Annotated in this window: 16 protein-coding genes; 6 read left to right on the forward strand and 10 right to left on the reverse strand. The window is 61.5% G+C overall.

What is annotated here, in order from left to right; all coding sequences use genetic code 11:
* Positions 1–32: 32 nt before the first annotated feature.
* Positions 33–1,214 carry an aspartate aminotransferase family protein gene (locus CE491_RS17535; protein WP_110949593.1) on the reverse strand — a complete coding sequence of 394 codons (1,182 nt, stop codon included), beginning with the start codon at positions 1,212–1,214 and terminating at the stop codon, positions 33–35.
* Between the two features lie 98 nt (positions 1,215–1,312).
* Between CE491_RS17535 and CE491_RS17540 the strand changes: the two genes are divergently transcribed.
* Positions 1,313–2,215 carry a LysR family transcriptional regulator gene (locus CE491_RS17540; protein WP_110949594.1) on the forward strand — a complete coding sequence of 301 codons (903 nt, stop codon included), beginning with the start codon at positions 1,313–1,315 and terminating at the stop codon, positions 2,213–2,215.
* A gap of 52 nt (positions 2,216–2,267) precedes the next feature.
* Here CE491_RS17540 and CE491_RS17545 read toward each other — a convergent pair whose 3' ends face one another.
* Positions 2,268–2,738, reverse strand: coding sequence for a RidA family protein (locus CE491_RS17545; RefSeq protein ID WP_110949595.1), 471 nt, complete (start codon positions 2,736–2,738; stop codon positions 2,268–2,270).
* A 191-nt stretch (positions 2,739–2,929) separates the two neighbouring features.
* Here CE491_RS17545 and CE491_RS17550 point away from each other — a divergent pair, with 191 nt between their 5' ends.
* A complete protein-coding gene (locus CE491_RS17550) occupies positions 2,930–3,946 on the forward strand; it encodes a zinc-dependent alcohol dehydrogenase family protein (protein WP_110949596.1) in 1,017 nt (338 codons plus the stop codon).
* A gap of 154 nt (positions 3,947–4,100) precedes the next feature.
* Positions 4,101–5,024, forward strand: a complete 924-nt coding sequence (locus CE491_RS17555) for a PI-PLC domain-containing protein (protein WP_234407619.1) — start codon at positions 4,101–4,103, stop codon at positions 5,022–5,024.
* A gap of 1 nt (position 5,025) precedes the next feature.
* Here CE491_RS17555 and CE491_RS17560 read toward each other — a convergent pair whose 3' ends face one another.
* Both CE491_RS17560 and CE491_RS17565 read right to left on the reverse strand, forming a co-directional pair.
* Positions 5,026–5,343: a hypothetical protein gene (locus CE491_RS17560; RefSeq protein ID WP_110949597.1), complete on the reverse strand. Its 318-nt coding sequence runs from the start codon at positions 5,341–5,343 to the stop codon at positions 5,026–5,028.
* Between the two features lie 215 nt (positions 5,344–5,558).
* Entirely contained in the window at positions 5,559–7,016 is a 1,458-nt protein-coding gene (locus CE491_RS17565; protein WP_110949598.1) for an MltF family protein, read from the reverse strand.
* A gap of 196 nt (positions 7,017–7,212) precedes the next feature.
* Here CE491_RS17565 and CE491_RS17570 point away from each other — a divergent pair, with 196 nt between their 5' ends.
* The 3 genes from CE491_RS17570 (at position 7,213) to CE491_RS17580 (ending at position 10,012) form a co-directional block, all read left to right on the forward strand.
* Positions 7,213–8,031 carry a TatD family hydrolase gene (locus CE491_RS17570; RefSeq protein WP_110949599.1) on the forward strand — a complete coding sequence of 273 codons (819 nt, stop codon included), beginning with the start codon at positions 7,213–7,215 and terminating at the stop codon, positions 8,029–8,031.
* A gap of 155 nt (positions 8,032–8,186) precedes the next feature.
* Positions 8,187–9,506: a methyl-accepting chemotaxis protein gene (locus CE491_RS17575; RefSeq protein WP_110949600.1), complete on the forward strand. Its 1,320-nt coding sequence runs from the start codon at positions 8,187–8,189 to the stop codon at positions 9,504–9,506.
* A 284-nt stretch (positions 9,507–9,790) separates the two neighbouring features.
* Entirely contained in the window at positions 9,791–10,012 is a 222-nt protein-coding gene (locus tag CE491_RS17580) for a hypothetical protein (RefSeq protein WP_110949601.1), read from the forward strand.
* Between the two features lie 50 nt (positions 10,013–10,062).
* Here the strand turns inward: CE491_RS17580 and CE491_RS17585 are convergent, their stop codons facing one another.
* From CE491_RS17585 to CE491_RS17610, 6 genes are all read right to left on the reverse strand, one after another.
* On the reverse strand, positions 10,063–10,857 hold the full coding sequence (locus tag CE491_RS17585; RefSeq protein ID WP_110949602.1) for an acyl-CoA thioesterase: 795 nt from the start codon (positions 10,855–10,857) through the stop codon (positions 10,063–10,065).
* A gap of 100 nt (positions 10,858–10,957) precedes the next feature.
* Positions 10,958–11,737 (reverse strand): CHAD domain-containing protein, encoded by a 780-nt coding sequence (locus tag CE491_RS17590; RefSeq protein WP_110949603.1) that lies wholly within the window; start codon positions 11,735–11,737, stop codon positions 10,958–10,960.
* A 21-nt stretch (positions 11,738–11,758) separates the two neighbouring features.
* On the reverse strand, positions 11,759–13,759 hold the full coding sequence (locus CE491_RS17595; protein ID WP_110949604.1) for a transglutaminase TgpA family protein: 2,001 nt from the start codon (positions 13,757–13,759) through the stop codon (positions 11,759–11,761).
* A 13-nt stretch (positions 13,760–13,772) separates the two neighbouring features.
* Entirely contained in the window at positions 13,773–14,729 is a 957-nt protein-coding gene (locus CE491_RS17600; protein ID WP_110949605.1) for a DUF58 domain-containing protein, read from the reverse strand.
* The gene (locus CE491_RS17605) at positions 14,726–15,643 is read right to left on the reverse strand and encodes an AAA family ATPase (RefSeq protein WP_110949606.1); all 918 of its coding nucleotides are present in this window, start codon (positions 15,641–15,643) and stop codon (positions 14,726–14,728) included. The genes CE491_RS17600 and CE491_RS17605 overlap by 4 nt, the downstream gene beginning before the upstream one ends.
* 314 nt (positions 15,644–15,957) lie before the next feature.
* Positions 15,958–16,236, reverse strand: a complete 279-nt coding sequence (locus CE491_RS17610) for a hypothetical protein (RefSeq protein ID WP_110949607.1) — start codon at positions 16,234–16,236, stop codon at positions 15,958–15,960.
* Positions 16,237–16,315: the final 79 nt, after the last annotated feature.

Genomic DNA, 16,315 nt, shown 5'->3' on the forward strand with positions numbered 1-16,315 from the left:
GCTCCTACCGTGTTCGCATTGTGGCCGGCAGATCAGGGAGCATTACTGCTCAACACGCCCACTACGGCACTGACAATCTTCTCGACATCCGCCTCATCGATGATCAACGGCGGCAACAGGCGTATCGTCTGGCCGCGTGTGACGTTGATCAGCACGCCATACTCTTGCGCGGCGGTCAGGCACAGATCACGAATGGGCCTGTTCAGTTCGATCCCGACCATCAACCCCAGCCCGCGAATCTGCAGCACGTCCGGATGCCCGGCCAGTTCCTCGCGCAGGCGAGTCAGCAACCGTTCGCCCTGCCCCGCCGCGTTGTTCAGCAGGCCCTGCTGCTCGACGATATCCAGCACCGTACACCCCACCCGACACGCCAGCGGATTGCCGCCGAAGGTGCTGCCATGGCTGCCAGGGGTAAACAGGCGCGATACCGCCGCCGAGGCCAGACAAGCGCCAATCGGGATGCCGTTGCCCAGCGCCTTGGCCAGGGTCACGACGTCCGGAACGATGCCCTCGTGCTGAAACGCGAACCAGCGCCCGGTCCGGCCAATGCCAGTCTGGATTTCATCGAGCATCATCAGCCAGGCGTGGTTGCTGCAATGAGCACGCAATGCCTTCAGATAGCCCGGCGGCGGCACGCTCACGCCGCCCTCGCCCTGAACCGGCTCCAGCATCACCGCGACAATGCGCTCACCGTGGACCTTCGCGGCCGCCCTGACCGCTTCCATGTCGCCGAACGGCACCTTGACGAACTCAGCGGACATCGGCTGATAGCCCAGGCGCGCGGCCCCGTTATCGCTGGCCGACAGCGTGCCGAGGGTGCGACCGTGAAAAGCGTTTTCCATCACCAGCACCAGCGGCCGCTCGATGCCTTTGGCCCAGCCATACAGGCGCGCCAGTTTGAGCGCGGTTTCGTTGGCCTCGGCGCCGGAGTTATTGAAGAACACCTGTTCCAGCCCCGATAGCCGAGTGAGCTTGCCTGCCAGCCGCTGCTGCCAGTCGATCCGGTAATGGTTAGAGGTGTGCAGCAGCAATCCCGCCTGCTCGGTGATCGCCGACACGATCCACGGATGACTGTGACCCACGCCAGTCACTGCTACTCCGGCGACAGCATCCAGATATTGACGCCCGGTTTCATCCCAGAGCTGAGCGCCCTCACCCCTGACAAAACTCAGGGGCAGCGGCTTATAGGTGTTCATCAGGCAGGCGGCGGTCATGTTCAGGGCTCCATCACGGGGTGTGGGGCCAGTATCGTTAAGCGCTTTTGCTGTATAAACATCGACTTTCTTGAGTGACTTTAAAGCAGGGCTTGATAATGGACGTCTTTCAGGCGATGACGGTGTTCGTGGAAGTGGTAGAGACCGGGAGCATGACCGCCGCTGCGCGACAGTGCGAAATGTCTACCACCATGGTCGGCAATCACCTCAAGGCGTTGGAGCAGCGTCTGGGCGTCAGCCTGTTGCAACGTACGACGCGTCGGCAGAACCTGACCGAATTCGGCCTGCAATATTACCGCCGTTGTGTCGAAGTGCTGGCGCTGGTCAGCGACTCGGAACGCATGGCTGAACACGTCCAGACCCAGCCCAGCGGCACCCTGCGCCTCACCGCGCCCCCTGCCTTTGGCGCCGAACGCCTGTCGCCGCTGCTCAGCGATTTCACCCAGCGCTACCCGGAACTCAAGGTCGAGGTGGTGCTGAGTAATCAGTTGATGGACTTGATCGAGCACGGTTTCGATGCGGCGATCCGCCTGGGTGTGCCTGAACCCTGCGCGCTGATTGCCAGACCGTTACAGGACTACACCCTAACCATATGCGCCTCCCCGGATTACCTCCAGCGTCGTGGCAGGCCGCAGACCGCCGATGATCTGCGTGACCACCATTGCCTGGCCTTCGCCTACCCCGCAGGCGACGACTGGCGCGCTGCCGACAAGCTGTGGAAGCTGACCGGCCCCGAAGGCGTGATGGAGATTCCGGTGTCCGGCCCGATGATCGTCAACAGTTCGCCAGCGTTGCGCCAGGCGGCCCTGGCCGGAATGGGTGTCGCGATGCTGCCGGATGTGCTGATCAGTGAGGATCTGAACGCGGGAACGCTGGTGCCGTTGCTGCAGGACTACCAGCCACCGAGTCGGCCCATGTGGCTGATGTATCCGCAGGATCGCTATCGGCTGCCCAAGGTCAGGCACTTCGTCGACAGCGCGTTGAAGGCTTGGGGGAAATGACCCATCCGGTGCACAACTGACGGGCAGCTACAGGGCAAATGTGCCGCCGCGTCTATCCAGCCACCGCAATCAAATCCAGCTCCACCGTCGCGTTCTTCGGCAACTGATACACGCCCACCGAACTGCGGGTATGCGCGCCTGCCTCGCCGAACACGGAAAACAACAGCTCCGATGCGCCATCGGCCACTTCGCTTTGCAGGGTGAAACTGTCGGTGCATTGCACGAACAGGGTCATGCGCAGCACCCGCCTGATCCTGTCGAGGCTGCCCAGACTGCGCTGCAACAAGGCGATGGCGCGCAGTGCGCTGATCTTCGCCCCCAACTGCGCCAGTTCCAGCGAAACATCAGCGCCGGCACGCCCGGTGACCACCACCGTGTCGCCGACACGTGGGATCTGCCCGCTGATGTAAATCTGGTCTTCATGGCGAACCAGCGGCACATAGTTGCCACCGATCTTGATCTCCCCGTCGAAGTCATACCCCAACTGCTCACATGCCTGTTTGAAGCGCACATCACACGACATAGCCAGCCCCCTGTGTTTGTAATCGCAATGGATGCTCCGCGCCGAGAGCTCTGTAAACGGGAGCGCTAAACGAGAGTTCCGTGAACCTCAATTGATAACGGACATGTCGGGTATCGACAGACAGAAATAGTCCGTCAATCCCTACCCCCGTAAAGTCATTACAACCCTAATCAAATGCGTCGAGGTTGGAAATGTCCCGCGCCATCAAATTTCATCGCTTCGGCAAAGCCGATGTGCTCAGTTGCGAGGAGCAGCCTGACCGGTCACCCGGCCCACAGGAAGTGCTGGTTCGTGCCGAAGCCATTGGTATCAGCCGGGATGACGTATTGTGGCGCCAGAATCTGGCTTTGGCTCCTGTGCAATTGCCTGCGGGTATAGGCAGCGAAATGGCCGGTATTGTCGAGGCCGTCGGTTCAGGCGTGACTGATTTGCAGGTGGGCGACAAGGTTGCCAGCTTCAAGGCCATGAGCGCCAATGACTACCCGATGTGCGGCGATCACGTGCTCGTGCCACGCAACGCCCTGACCCGCTACCCCGATGTCCTGACGTCAGTGGAGGCCAGCGTTCATTACACGCCGATGCTGCTGGCCTACTTCGCATTGGTCGACCTGGCCCAGGTGCAGGCTGGACAGACAGTGTTGGTCACCGACGCGGCGTACAGCCCCGGCATTGCATTCGTGCAGTTGGGCAAGGCGTTGGGCCTGCGGGTGATTGCCGCGACTCAACATGCCGAGCACCGCGAGTACCTGCTGGCCAACGGTGCCGAACGGGTGATCGTGACCGAGGAGGACGACATTTGCCTGCACATCGAAGCGCTGACCAAGGGCCAAGGCATAGAGGCCGTCTTCGATGGCTTCGGCGGGATGCAGATGTCGATGCTGGGCGACGTCCTGGCACCCCGGGGCAGTCTGGTGCTATACGGCCTGCGCGGCGGCAACAGAACGCCATTCCCGGCCATGCAGGCCTTCCGGAAAAACATGCGTTTCTACGTGCATTGCCTGGAAAACTTCACTGGCAAACCTGAATTGGGCATCGAACAGAACGGCGCTGCGATGCGACGTGCGCTTGAGAAGATCAACGAACTGACCGTCAAGGGTCTGCTCAAGCCCGACATCCATCGCACCTGGCCATTCGAGCAGTTCGGCAAGGCGCACAACCATCTGGATGAAGATCCGGTGCGCGGGCGGGTGGTGTTGCGGGTGCGCTGAAGCGCACCGATCAAACATCCGGTCATAATCCGAGCGGCTCTTCCCGGTTGACCGAACGCCAACCAAACGCAAACCTGTGCACCGGTTTCAGGGCAAAGACATGCCCGGCGCCTTCGCACATCGAGGCGCATTCACTACGTCAAGGACTGACAACATGACTGCTTTGCACCGCGACACCCAATCCCCTGTTCACATGCAATGGATGGCCGAGACTGCCAACCTCGAACATCTGCGTATCGACGAGCTGATCCTGCCCGGCTCCCATAACTCAGGCAGCGATAAACAGTCGCCGAACCTTGGAATTCCCATGGAATATGCGCAGGATGAGGCTCCTCTGGAGCAACTGCGCAACGGCATCCGGGTACTCGACCTGCGCGTCCTGCTCGATGATGACCACCCCGAAGGCGACCCCAATCGTTTTCAGCTTTTTCACCTCACATCGTCGGGCAGAACCGTCGCTGTCGACATCATCGAAGCGGTTCGAGCGTTCTTCGCCGAACTCGAAAGTTCGGGCGCTCCAGCCCGCGAGATCGTCATTCTCGACTTTCACCAGTTCAAATATTTCAACGACCAGGCCCACGCTCAACTGCAGGCGCAGCTGTTCAACGAACTCGGCGCGCGGGTGATACCTGATTACCTGCACAGCTGGACGCTGGGGCAACTGTGGGAATATGAGCCGGGGAGAAACGTGGTCGTATCGTACAATTCCGACCGCGGCGACGAGCCGGGATGGGACGGTGTCACTCAGCGCTGGTCGGGTTCGGAAATCTTCAATACCAACACCCTCAAGAAGTTCATTGACAAAGTCGCCGAAGAATACAAAGAGCCTTTCTATCTGCGCGCTGTACAGTGCGCCAAGTATTCACTGCCCTTACATGCGCCGACCGACCTGAGCCATAAGCTTGACGAATGGTTCGAATCCGTCGACGAAAACAGCTACATCCAGAACTTCTACATCATCAACACCGACTGGACGCTGCGCAGCCATCTGATCGCCAATTGTCGGCACGCCAATGAGATCCGGGGCGCTCGCAAGCTGAGCCATCCTCACGAACACCTGCAACCGACACGGCGCTGAGTCAGCAGCGGGTGATCAAGCCTTGGCGAGCGATGCGCGTCAGATGCCGGATCACCCCTTCGGCGTGTTCGGCAGACGGCGCCTGGATGACCGCCAGGTCGAACTGGTCGTTGGCGAAACGTTCGAGGGATTCGTCGACGTCGATGAACTGGATGAGGAACGCATGAGGACCATGCTGGCGGCGCGGCCAGCCGTCCAGATAACGCAGCAGCGTCGGCTGATGGGCACCGCCCAGCAGGATTTTCGGATTGCGACGGTTGAATTGACTGGCAATAGGGGCCAGGCGAACGAGGGGGCGCGGGCTGGAGTTGCTGCTCATAGTGTCGTTTTCTCTGCCTCAGTGTTCCGCTGGGCAGCGGTGAGAGGCAACACCGAACCAGCGCTTTAGCGGTATTTTGGTGACGTCGTCGACGACACCCGGCGCCCCGCAAGTAGCTGTTTAAATCGGCGCATGAGCGGCATCCTAGAGAAGCTGTGTGGGGATTGTCAATTGGGAGGGTATTCATCCGGTACGCCGCAGCCCCTGATGTTCGATCAATCCCTCAGTGCCACTTTGCGCGGCGAAGGACTCTCCAGCGAACTGCGCTCCTGGTCATACGCCAGATAGTACTTGTTCACGCTGTTAACGTAGGTGACCACGCTCATTCCCACCTGCTCCATCGCCACCCGCTCGACCTGAAAGAACCACTGATTGGGGTTCAGGCCCTGGCGCCTGGCCTCGGTCCGCATGGCCTGCACCCGCTCAGGCCCAAGGTTGTACGCCGCGAGCGTGAACGCCATACGTTCGCGCTCGTTGATTCTTGGGCTTGCGAAAAACTTGCGGCGGATCATCGCCAGATACTTGCTCGCGGCCTGCACATTGCCGTCGACGTCATGAATGTTGCCTACGCCCACCCGCTGCGCCGCCGAAGGGGTAATCTGCAACAGGCCCGTAGCGCCGCTGCCACCCTGGGCCACCGGATTGAGCGCCGACTCCTTGAACGCCAGCGCCGCCAGATCCAGCCAGTCCATGTTCTGCGCATCGGCATGGCGTTGCAGGGTCGGTCGCAGGGTTTCGAGACGTTGGCGATCTTCCCGGGCCAGCGGATAGTGGACGCGATAGAGGTCCTTGTAGGCTTTCTGGAACACGGCATCCTGATTGGCCGGCGGCTCATAGGTCTGAAGGAACCGGTCAACCGTGGCATGCAGCATGGTGGCATCCTTGCGCACGAACCAGTTCATGTCGCCCGGATCGCTCAGCGCCAGAGCGCGGTCGACTCGCAGCTTGGGCATGACTCTCGCCCAGCGCTCGGCAATCGGTTGTTCGACCACAGTCAGGTGATAAATCCCGGCCTGAACCATCTCCAGCACGTCTTCCACCGCAAGACTCGGGTCGACCCATTCGATCCTGACCGGCGGCAGTTTGCGCAACGCCAGCTTCTGGTTGAGCTGCACGATGGCGTCGTCAGCCACGCTGCCATTGGCCAGCATCAGCGTACGGCCGGAGAGCTGTTCCGGGCGCTTGAGCGCGCGCTCGCCACGCACCCCGACCACCACCAGCGGCACATGGCTGACGACCGGTGCGGTGGCATCGACGTATTGGGCGGCGCTGGCGTCGAGCAGTTCACCGGGAGCGACCACGTCCCCTTCCCCGCGTTGCAGCGCGGCGAGCAGTTGGTCCTTGGCCTTGGGAATCAGCTTGATCGAGACTTTCTGGCCATCTCGCGCGTGACCATTGAGGTATTTTTCGAAGGCTTGCAGGCGGCGATACTCGACGCCAATCGGCTCGCCCTGCACTTCGCCCGAGCTGTTGCGGCTCTGGTTGACCAGCACGCGCAGGACTTTGCTGCTGCGAATGGCGGCAAGGTCCCGGATCTGAGTTTTCTTGACGATCACCGGCGGGCCGGCAGGACGCGGCGTGGCATGGTTCGGGGCATGGCTGGCGTCATGGGCCCAGGCATGGACAGAAACGGGCAACAGGCACAGCAACGAGATCAGCGAGGCTCGGATCATTGACGCTCCGGGAAAATGCCGAAAAAACGGGCTTGAAGTCTGTGTCGGGCAGTCGCGCGAACTGCTTGAGCTGCATGAACATGGCGGCAGCTGGCAACGTCACAGGGGGCTAATAATTCTAAGCACTTGAGTCTGCTTGTTTTTTATCGCTTCAATCGCTCTGCTATTCTTCTCGGCCTCCGGCCTGAGGTGAACCATGCAACTTATCGACATCGGCGTCAATCTTACGAACCCATCCTTCGCCTCCAGGGAGCGCGATGTCCTCGACCGTGCCTACGGGGCAGGTGTGGCTCAATTGATCCTCACCGGTACCAGCGTCGAAAGCAGTGAACAGGCCTTGCAGATGTGCCGCCAACTGGACGAAAGCGCTCAGCGATTGTTCAGTACCGCCGGGGTCCACCCCCATTCGGCGAGCGGTTGGACACAGGACACCGAGCGACAGTTGCAAGCCCTGCTGAAAGAAAAATCGGTGCGCGCAGTCGGTGAATGCGGGCTGGATTTCAATCGCGATTTCTCGCCTCGCGCACAGCAGGAGAAAGTGCTCGAAGCCCATCTGGCGCTGGCTGTGGCTTTGCAGCTGCCGGTCTTTGTGCATGAGCGCGAAGCCGACGAGCGGCTGCTGGCGATCCTGCGCGACTACCGCGATCACCTGCCCGGCGCCGTGGTGCACTGCTTTACCGGGGAAAAACGTGCGCTGTTCAACTATCTGGATATGGATCTGCACATCGGCATCACGGGTTGGATATGCGACGAACGTCGGGGCACGCACTTGCATCCTCTGGTCCGGGAAATTCCCAGGGGCCGTCTGATGCTGGAGAGCGATGCGCCCTACCTGTTGCCTCGCAGCCTGCGTCCAAAACCGAAGAACGGCCGAAATGAACCGGCCTATCTGCCGGAAGTGCTGCGTGAAGTGGCGCTGCATCGCGGCGAGACCCTGGAAGACGTCGCCGCCCACACCACCGCCTGCGCGCGCGCCTTCTTCTCCCTGCCTGCGCTGGGCGAATCCGTCCTGTAGCAGTCCGGCGTGCCAGCGGTGGCGTTTTCAGCAACACCATCGCCGGCCCTCACCGCCCCCATCAAAAGGTGATACAGATCAACGCTTGTGTCACGCGCAGCTGAGAAACTAATGGCACCTTGCCTTATCACGTGCAATCACAGAAGAGCTTCCTCATGGGCCGCTGGTTGAGCAATATCTCGCTGAAATACAAATTCTGGGCGGTGAATGCTGTCGCCTTCTTCGCCATCTTGCTGCTGGTGCTGTACGCGCTGAATCTGGAGCAACAAAGCCGGACCGAAGATGCCCGAATAGCCGCGCAGGCTCAGGCCCAATTGCTGGCAGCCTGGCCAGCCGGTCAACCGGCGCCGAATATTGCGCAACGTGCAGCTGCGCCCTCATTCGATCAGGTACTTGCCGAACACTTCACCCACTACGCCCTCGCCGTTTGCGTACTGATGCTGGCAATGCTCAGCGCCTCGCAGTTGCTGATCCGATTCCTGCTGACCCACCTCAATACGCTCAAGGACGTGATGCTCCACGTCGAGGCAAGCGGCGATCTTTCGGCGCGGGTTCCCCTGGACAGCGATGATGAAGTCGGGCAGATGGCCAAGGCGTTCAACGCCATGCAGGCGGGGTATCAGCGCATCGTCGGCACCGTCGCGCAGTCCGCCGCACGGCTGGATAAAGGCGCGGTGTATCTGGCCACGGGCATGAGCGATGTGCGTGAGGGCATGCTCGGTCAGCAGAGCGAAACCGATCAGGTGGCGACCGCGATCAACGAAATGACCGCCACGGTCTACCACATCGCCCAGCACGCCAGTGCCACCCGCGATCAATCACAGAATGCCGATGCGCTGGCAGGCAGCGGCAAGGAGGTGGTGGATCGCGTGCAGACTTCGATTGCCGGGCTCTCCAGCGGTGTGCAACAGACGGCTGAGATGATTCAGCGCCTGGCCGAGGACAGTCAGAAGATCAACGGCGTGGTCAACGTGATCCACAGTATCGCCGAGCAGACTAACCTGCTGGCCCTGAACGCGGCCATCGAAGCGGCGCGAGCCGGGGAAATGGGTCGCGGCTTTGCGGTGGTGGCCGATGAGGTGCGCAATCTGGCCAAGCGCGTGCAGACCTCCACCGACGAGATCACCACCATGATTTCGGCGCTGCAGGCTGGCACCCGCGACGCCGTGGACTTCATGCAGGAAAGCTCATACAAGGCCGACGACTGCGTGCAGCGCGCGCAGGAAGCCGGGCAAGCGCTGGCGGCGATCACCGAGGCCGTGGCGCAGATGCGCGAAAGCAACACGCAGATCGCCGTGGCAGCCCAGCAGCAGAGCCAAGTGGCCGAAGAAATGAATCGCGCGGTGGTGAGCATTCGCGATGTCACCGAGCGCACCGTGCGCCAGACCGTTGATTCAGCCAGTACCAGCAATGAACTGGCGACGTTGGCCGGGGAGTTGAATATGGCAATAGGACAGTTGAAGGTGCAGGGATAGGGTCTGCTTGCCAACACAAGACCCTGTAGGAGTAGAGCTTTGCAGACGAAGGCGTCAGTCAGATACCGCTGGGGTGAATGACGGACTGCCTTCGTGAGCAAGCTCACTCCCACAGGTTCCGTCGGGGGGATACGAATGGGGTCCCGATCAATCGATTGCGTTCCCCCCTTATCACCTATCGCCTATCGCTGCGATAGCAAACCTCGATTCGCCCTCATGCGGCGGCAGGCCTATTCTGAACCCATCGAAAACGGTTCTTATTCAGCCTTGAAGAGGTAAGCATCATGCCCAAGTTCATTTCCAACCTGCACCTCGACGACTTCTTCTGCGCCGCGAACAAATCCGGGCTGTCGTCGAATCTGGTCTTGTCGTCGCTGGCGTTCCCGCTGTCTATCGTCTCTGGTCTGCTGTTGCTCGACGGCGCGCTAAGCGCCAGCCTCACCTCAGCCGGTATCGGCATTCTGGGGTTGATCGCGGTGCAGGCCATCAAAGCCCGAGGCCAGTAAGGTCTCGGGCGGCATCGCAAGCCAAACCGCCACACACCGAAAGCTCCCCCTCAACCGAACACGGTCACCGTCTGCCGACTGATCGCGACCAGTTCCCCATCCGGCGCCCACAACGCTGCAGCAACATGGCCATAGCCATCGCGGGCATGCTCGATCACCGCGCGGTATTGGGTCCAATCATGGGTCGTCATCGCAGGCAGGGGCTGCACGAATTCAATGGACCAGGTCAACGAACTGCCGGGCGCTGGCTTGCTCAGATGTGGCAGCACGGCTGGCGGCCAGGTGTCGACCAACGCCAACAGATGCGCCTCGGTCAGCCTCTCCTCCACAACATCATGCAACCGCGCATAGCCGCCGATGGCGGGCGACTTGGTGTTGCTGTACGGCAACCCACCCAAGGCCCAGCGCATGTCGATGTAACGCAGGTATTCGGGCATCACGCCGGGAATGAAGGGAAAATCCGGCACCTCATCCACTGGCTTGAACGAGGGTGCAGGTTCGGCGGCCACGGCAATCATCGATTCGCGCGGGGCGCCAAAACTGCCCTGGATCAGCGTCACGGTCTCACCATTCTGCACGGCGCGTCCCAGAACCTGGCTGACCGCCTTGCCCTCGCGAAGCATTTGCACCTCGAACGAAATCGGCACATCGATGGCTGGCGGGCCGATGAAGGAAATGGCCAATGAACGGACCGGCCGGTCTGCCGCCACCTTCGCGCGCATGGCCTCCAATTGCAGGGCCGCCATCAGGCCGCCGAAACAGGAGCGGCCCTGAGACCACGACGCAGGAATCGTCACGGCCTGGGGGTTATCGCGAACAGCGTCGAGCAATTGGGAAAATGTCATGGGCACTCCATGTGGCTCACAAGAAACATTCCCCGGATCTTAGCGATACCTCATTCGCCGAACAGCGCCCATAACTGCCATTCCTGCGGCCTGTTCGGGATCAATGGGGCGAGGGGTCGCCGAAGCAGGCCTGAAACAGCTGATCCAGCGCCTTGTCCGATTTTTCCTCGGCCCGCAGGATCCCCAGTTCCCATCCGGCAACGCAGGGTGCAAGGTCCGACTGATGTTCGGCCTGAGCCAACCACTGCAAATGATCGTGCCAATCGCCCAGCGCGCCTTGCGCCGACTTGAGCCGTTTCTGCATGCCCTTGGGTTGATGACTGAGTTCGGGATAGGCCTCGGCCGCGTAGCGCACGCGCTTGATCAGCAAACGCAGGCGGTGACGATCGTGTGCGGGATCGATCATGGCCTCGCGCAGTTTCTTCCATTGTTTGTCCATGCGTTTTTCGACGCGCTGACGCAGCTTCTTCAGCAGGCCATGACGCTGTTGAGCGCGCAGAAACGAGGGCAACTGATCCAGCACCCCGAACAGACGGTTCAGCTCGGCGGACGTCGCGACCTCGGGGCAGGCGGAATCCAGATGTTGAGCGCGTTTGGCCGCAGCCTGATCCAGCCCCTGAGTGGTCAGAAACAAAGCCAGTACCTGCATGTCGCGCAGTGGCGTGGTCAGATCGCCCACTCCTTTGGCCGCCTCCTCGACCTGATCCATTCCCGGCAGCCCGCGCAATGGCCGCAGCACGCTTCGCAAGCGCCGGACAGTGGTGCGCAGATCGTGCAGCGCCTCGCTGTCGGTAGACGCCGCCAGGCGGGCATAACAGGCCAATAGCTTGACATTGAGACTGATAATCTCGGCGATCAGGTGATCGACCATGGCAGACATTCGCGACTCCTTATTCATTCATTACGGCTGCTTGTCCTTCACCGCAGACAAGCGCCAGGGCAGACTGCGGCGCAGGTTTTTCAAGCGTCGGCGCAACTGGCCGACCGAGCCGGAAACCCCGGCATAACGCTGTGCTTCAAACTCCCGGGCAAATCCTTCGATCGCCTCGGCATGAGCCGGGAAACGTCGGGCAGCTCGGGACGCGAACGCTCGTGCACCTTCGCCCTGCTGACGTCTGAGACCATGCCGGGCCAGCAGACGTTCGAATGCGTTGAACAGACGCAGCTGCGAGTCGCTCTCACGGCGCCAGGGTTTGAACAGCCATAGCGCCAACAGCCCGAGAATGACCAGCGCGGCGCCCGCGAACACCGGTGCCTGGAAGCCGGAGAACCAGCGCCCCAGCACCTGCAACTGCTGTTGGCCCTGATAGCCCAGCACCCAGCGTTGCCAGCCGTAGTTGAGGTTATCCCAACTCAAGCGAATCGAATTGAGCCAGGCCAAATGCCGATAGCGCAGGGCCGACATGGGTGAGTCGGCAAGAAAGTCCTCATCGGCGGACAGAGCCTGTTCCAGCCCTTGTTCAATCCGTGCCGGCGCCACTGCGGCAGTCGGGTCAGCACTGCGCCATCCCACCCCGGCCTGCCAGTACTCGACCCAGGCATGGGCATCGAACTGGCGCACGCTGATGTAGTTGCCGCCCGGGTTCAACTCGCCACCCTGATAACCGGCCACGACCCGGGCGGGAATTCCGGCTGCGCGAAGCACGAAGGTCATCGCGCCGGCGTAATGTGCACAGAAACCCGCGCGGCTGCCGAACAGGAAGTCATCGATGCTGTTGGCCCCCAATACCGGCGGTTTCAGGGTGTAGTGGAAGGGCTGTTCGGTGAAGTAGGACAGCACGCCGTCCACCAGCGCGTCAGGCTTGGGATAGCGCCGATGCATGTCGGCCGCCCATTCCCGCGCTTCGGGGTTGCCTTTGGCAGGCAGTTGCAAATCCTGCATCCGGCTGCCGTCGCTGAGCACGGTTTCGCGCACGGCGTCGGGCCAGGAGTTGACGCTGTACAGCACCGACTGCTCGACAGGACGCCGGCGCTGCCAGCGGAAATCGCTCATCTGCCGCACCCCGGCCAAGTCGGTCTCGCCGACGTCCAGAGTCATCAGCCAGGGTTTGCCGGTGGGCTCCATGACGATGCTGTAACTGAGTTTCACGCCCTCCTTGCGCCAGTCCGGGGCGTCGGGCACCTGCGCTCGGGAAGACTGCGACCAGCGCCGACCATCGAATTGCTCGAGGGTCAGCCCGCGCCAGTACTGCTGGTTGCGCGGCGGGATCGGTCCTGCGAAGCTGGCGCGAAACACCAGCGCGGCAGACTTGCTCAGCTCCGCGATATCCCCCGGAGCCATGCTGTCGGACAAGCCGGTGAGCGCCTTGTTGCTCGGCTGCGGCAACGACCACAGCGGATCCAGACGAGGGAAGAACAGAAACAGCAGCAACATCAGCGGAACTGCTTGCAGCAGCAGTTTGGCAGCCAGCATCAAAGTGCCCGCGGGTTTGTTCGACAGTGTCGATTGCTGCAGACCGATCAGCCCGGCCAGTAACGTCGCGATGGGCAAGAGGGTGAATAGCCCCCAGAGCAGCGCGTCTTCGAACAGATAGCCAACGGCGACACAAAAGAAGCCCAGGAAGATCAGCACGAGGGCATCGCGTCGGGTCTGCATTTCCAGCATTTTCAGGATGAAAGCAGCAATCAGCAGCGCGGCCCCGGCATCGAGCCCCACCAGACTCCCTCGCGCCAGATAGATGCCGCCCGCCGTACCCACCAGTAGCCCGGATTTGACCCAGTTGCCGGGCATCCGCACGCGCATGCGAAAAATCTGGATACGCCAGAAGGTGCAGGCTAGCCACAGGACGATCAGGGAAACGGGGATGTGTAAGGAGAATGGCACGATGACCAGTGCCTGAGCGACCAGCAGCCAGTTAAGGCTGACGCGGGGAATCGGCTGGGCGAGGCTGGCCGAGGTCATGGCCACCCCGCATTCATGCCTGAACTCCATACAGCGCCAGTTGCCGCAGACAGGCTTCGCGATGGGCGTCGCCGCTGTCCACGGCCGAGAGAAAACCCGGCAGACGCAGGGCGAAAGGCTGTTGCCGTTGAGACAGCTCAAGCACCCAGTAACACAGGCGTGACAGCCGCTCTTCGATGTCGCCGCCCAGCGCCATGAAATCCAGGCACAGGTCATGCCCGCTGAGATCGGTGAACTCCTTGACCATCAGCCCCTGTCCGCGGGACCAGGCTTTCCAGTGCATACGGCGCATGGAGTCGCCGGGCTGCCACGGGCGCAGTCCCTGGTAATCGTCGACGCCCTGCCCCTGAGTCGCCTGACCGTCATCTTCGGCGTGGGGCTGAACCCCTTGCAGCAGCGGCATGCTGCCCGCCACCGGACGCGGATAGATCAGCACGGTCTGCTCCAGATCCAGCCAGCTCCAGGCGCGGAAAATACCCAGCGGAAATACGCTCTCCACTCGCAGACGCGGCGCTCGCAGCCAGCCGCGATTGACGGCAGGCAAGGTCAGCGCGACTTCTACCTGGCGCTCGGCATCGACATCGGTCTGCTCCAGTCGCTCGCTGTCCCAACCAAGGGCGATGGCTTGATGGCCGCTCAACCCGCTCTCCAGACGCAGGCGCAGTTGCACCGGCTCGCCGACGAACACCGAGCGGGCATGGCTGGCGCTGAGGATCAGGCCGCTGAAATTGCGGTAGGTGTGAAGAATCGCCAGCAAGCCCACCGAGAGCATGAGGAAAGTCAGACCGTAGGCCAGGCTGTTTTGATAGTTGATCGACACCAGCAACAGCAGAACCAGCACGAGCGCATAGGTGCCGCCAACCCGGGTCGGCAGTATGAAAATTCGGCGGTGATCCAGCTCGATCCGCGAGGCAGGGGGAATGCGACGCCCCACCCAGCGCTGCCAGACCGGTTTGAACTGAGGAATCAAAGCACCGGCACCTCACGCAGCAGCCATTGAACCAACGCCCCGCCGCTATGCCCGGTCGGATCGGTGCGCTCGCGCAGACGATGGCCGATCACTGCGGGCAGGATCGCCTGAACGTCTTCCGGTATTACGTAATCACGCCCGATCAACAGCGCCCAGGCCCGCGCCGCCGAGAGAATCGCCAGACTCGCCCGCGGCGACAGGCCGTAGGCGAACTGGGGCTGGTTGCGAGTGGCGTCCACCAGGCGCAGCACATAATCCACCAGCGCATCGCTGGCCCGAACCCCACGGGCTTGCGCCTGCAAGGCCGCCAGTTCAGTGTGGTCGATAATCGGCTCGATGCGCGGCAATAACTCACGCCGCGATTCGCCCAGCAGCAAGGCTTTTTCCGCCGAACGCGCCGGATAGCCCAGGGACAGGCGCATCAGAAAGCGGTCCAGTTGCGACTCGGGCAAGGCAAAGGTGCCACCCTGGCTGAACGGGTTTTGCGTGGCGATGACGAAAAACGGATTGGGCAACAGACGAGTTGCACCTTCGATGGTCACCTGGCCCTCTTCCATGGCTTCGAGCAACGCGCTCTGGCTCTTGGGCGTGGCGCGGTTGATTTCGTCGGCGAGCACCAGTTCGGCGAAGATCGGCCCCGGGTGAAAGGTGAACTGCCCGGTTTCCCGGTCGAAGATCGAAGTACCGAGAATGTCGCCTGGCAGCAGATCGGAGGTGAATTGAATCCGCTGGAAACTCAACCCCAGCACCCGCGCCAGGGTATGGCTGAGGGTGGTCTTGCCCATGCCGGGCAGATCCTCGATCAGCAGATGCCCCCCACCCAGCAGGCAAGCCATGGCCAGACGTACCTGAGGCTCCTTGCCCAGTACCACTTCATTGATCGCGTTTAAGCACGCATCCAGTTTTCTGCCCATCGGAAAGCCTCCCCAGGCGACTGCTCTTGGCTAGTAGGACTGCAGCAGATGCCAGACATGCAGCCACTTTAAAGTCAGCGTAGGCCTTTTCGCCAGAGCGGAGGAAGGGAATGAGCAGCAATTGTCGCGGGCAGTTCATCAGAAGTGGCTGAGAACGACGAACTCCGCTGCGCCCGACGAGCTGTGGGAGTAAGCCTGCTCACGAAAGGGCCAGCACATCGGCCATCACCGCAGCGGTTCATACGTCGCTTTTCGTGAGCAACTCACCCTCACAGTGATTGGTGTCATGCCGGGCAAAGGCTGTGATCAGGCACTCAACGCCCCGCGCGGGACTCGCGGATATAGAACCGCGCTTTCTCGGCTTTTTCGTTGCAGCCTTCGAAGGCTTCGAACTGCTGCTGGGTCTTGGCGCCGGTCAGCAATGACAGGGCCTTGGAGTAGCTGACGGTGCCGGCAAAACCTTCGGCCTTGGCCAGGTCCAGTTCGTGCCATGCCGCGTCCAGACTGGTGGCGCAGCTGTCGCGGTAGGCGGTTTTACCCGCGCAGCCTGTCAGAACAAGGGCGAGTAGTGGCAGGCAGATCCAGGCTTTCATCGGGTGTTACCTCAACAATGGAAATCGACGATGCGGCTTTGACGGTGCGGCGATGTAAAAGTGCCACAGTCAGCGGTCG

The sequence above is a fragment of the Pseudomonas bohemica genome, from assembly GCF_002934685.1.
Classification (GTDB): domain Bacteria; phylum Pseudomonadota; class Gammaproteobacteria; order Pseudomonadales; family Pseudomonadaceae; genus Aquipseudomonas; species Aquipseudomonas bohemica.

Bases quoted from the DNA above. Each gene is read 5' to 3' on its own strand.
- CE491_RS17550 (WP_110949596.1), top strand. From the start codon at position 2,930: ATGTCCCGCGCCATCAAATTTCATCGCTTCGGCAAAGCCGATGTGCTC.
- CE491_RS17590 (WP_110949603.1), bottom strand. From the start codon at position 11,737: ATGTCTGCCATGGTCGATCACCTGATCGCCGAGATTATCAGTCTCAAT.
- CE491_RS17570 (WP_110949599.1), top strand. From the start codon at position 7,213: ATGCAACTTATCGACATCGGCGTCAATCTTACGAACCCATCCTTCGCC.
- CE491_RS17580 (WP_110949601.1), top strand. From the start codon at position 9,791: ATGCCCAAGTTCATTTCCAACCTGCACCTCGACGACTTCTTCTGCGCC.
- CE491_RS17535 (WP_110949593.1), bottom strand. From the start codon at position 1,214: ATGACCGCCGCCTGCCTGATGAACACCTATAAGCCGCTGCCCCTGAGT.
- CE491_RS17610 (WP_110949607.1), bottom strand. From the start codon at position 16,236: ATGAAAGCCTGGATCTGCCTGCCACTACTCGCCCTTGTTCTGACAGGC.
- CE491_RS17595 (WP_110949604.1), bottom strand. From the start codon at position 13,759: ATGACCTCGGCCAGCCTCGCCCAGCCGATTCCCCGCGTCAGCCTTAAC.
- CE491_RS17565 (WP_110949598.1), bottom strand. From the start codon at position 7,016: ATGATCCGAGCCTCGCTGATCTCGTTGCTGTGCCTGTTGCCCGTTTCT.
- CE491_RS17605 (WP_110949606.1), bottom strand. From the start codon at position 15,643: ATGGGCAGAAAACTGGATGCGTGCTTAAACGCGATCAATGAAGTGGTA.
- CE491_RS17560 (WP_110949597.1), bottom strand. From the start codon at position 5,343: ATGAGCAGCAACTCCAGCCCGCGCCCCCTCGTTCGCCTGGCCCCTATT.
- CE491_RS17585 (WP_110949602.1), bottom strand. From the start codon at position 10,857: ATGACATTTTCCCAATTGCTCGACGCTGTTCGCGATAACCCCCAGGCC.
- CE491_RS17555 (WP_234407619.1), top strand. From the start codon at position 4,101: ATGACTGCTTTGCACCGCGACACCCAATCCCCTGTTCACATGCAATGG.
- CE491_RS17545 (WP_110949595.1), bottom strand. From the start codon at position 2,738: ATGTCGTGTGATGTGCGCTTCAAACAGGCATGTGAGCAGTTGGGGTAT.
- CE491_RS17540 (WP_110949594.1), top strand. From the start codon at position 1,313: ATGGACGTCTTTCAGGCGATGACGGTGTTCGTGGAAGTGGTAGAGACC.
- CE491_RS17575 (WP_110949600.1), top strand. From the start codon at position 8,187: ATGGGCCGCTGGTTGAGCAATATCTCGCTGAAATACAAATTCTGGGCG.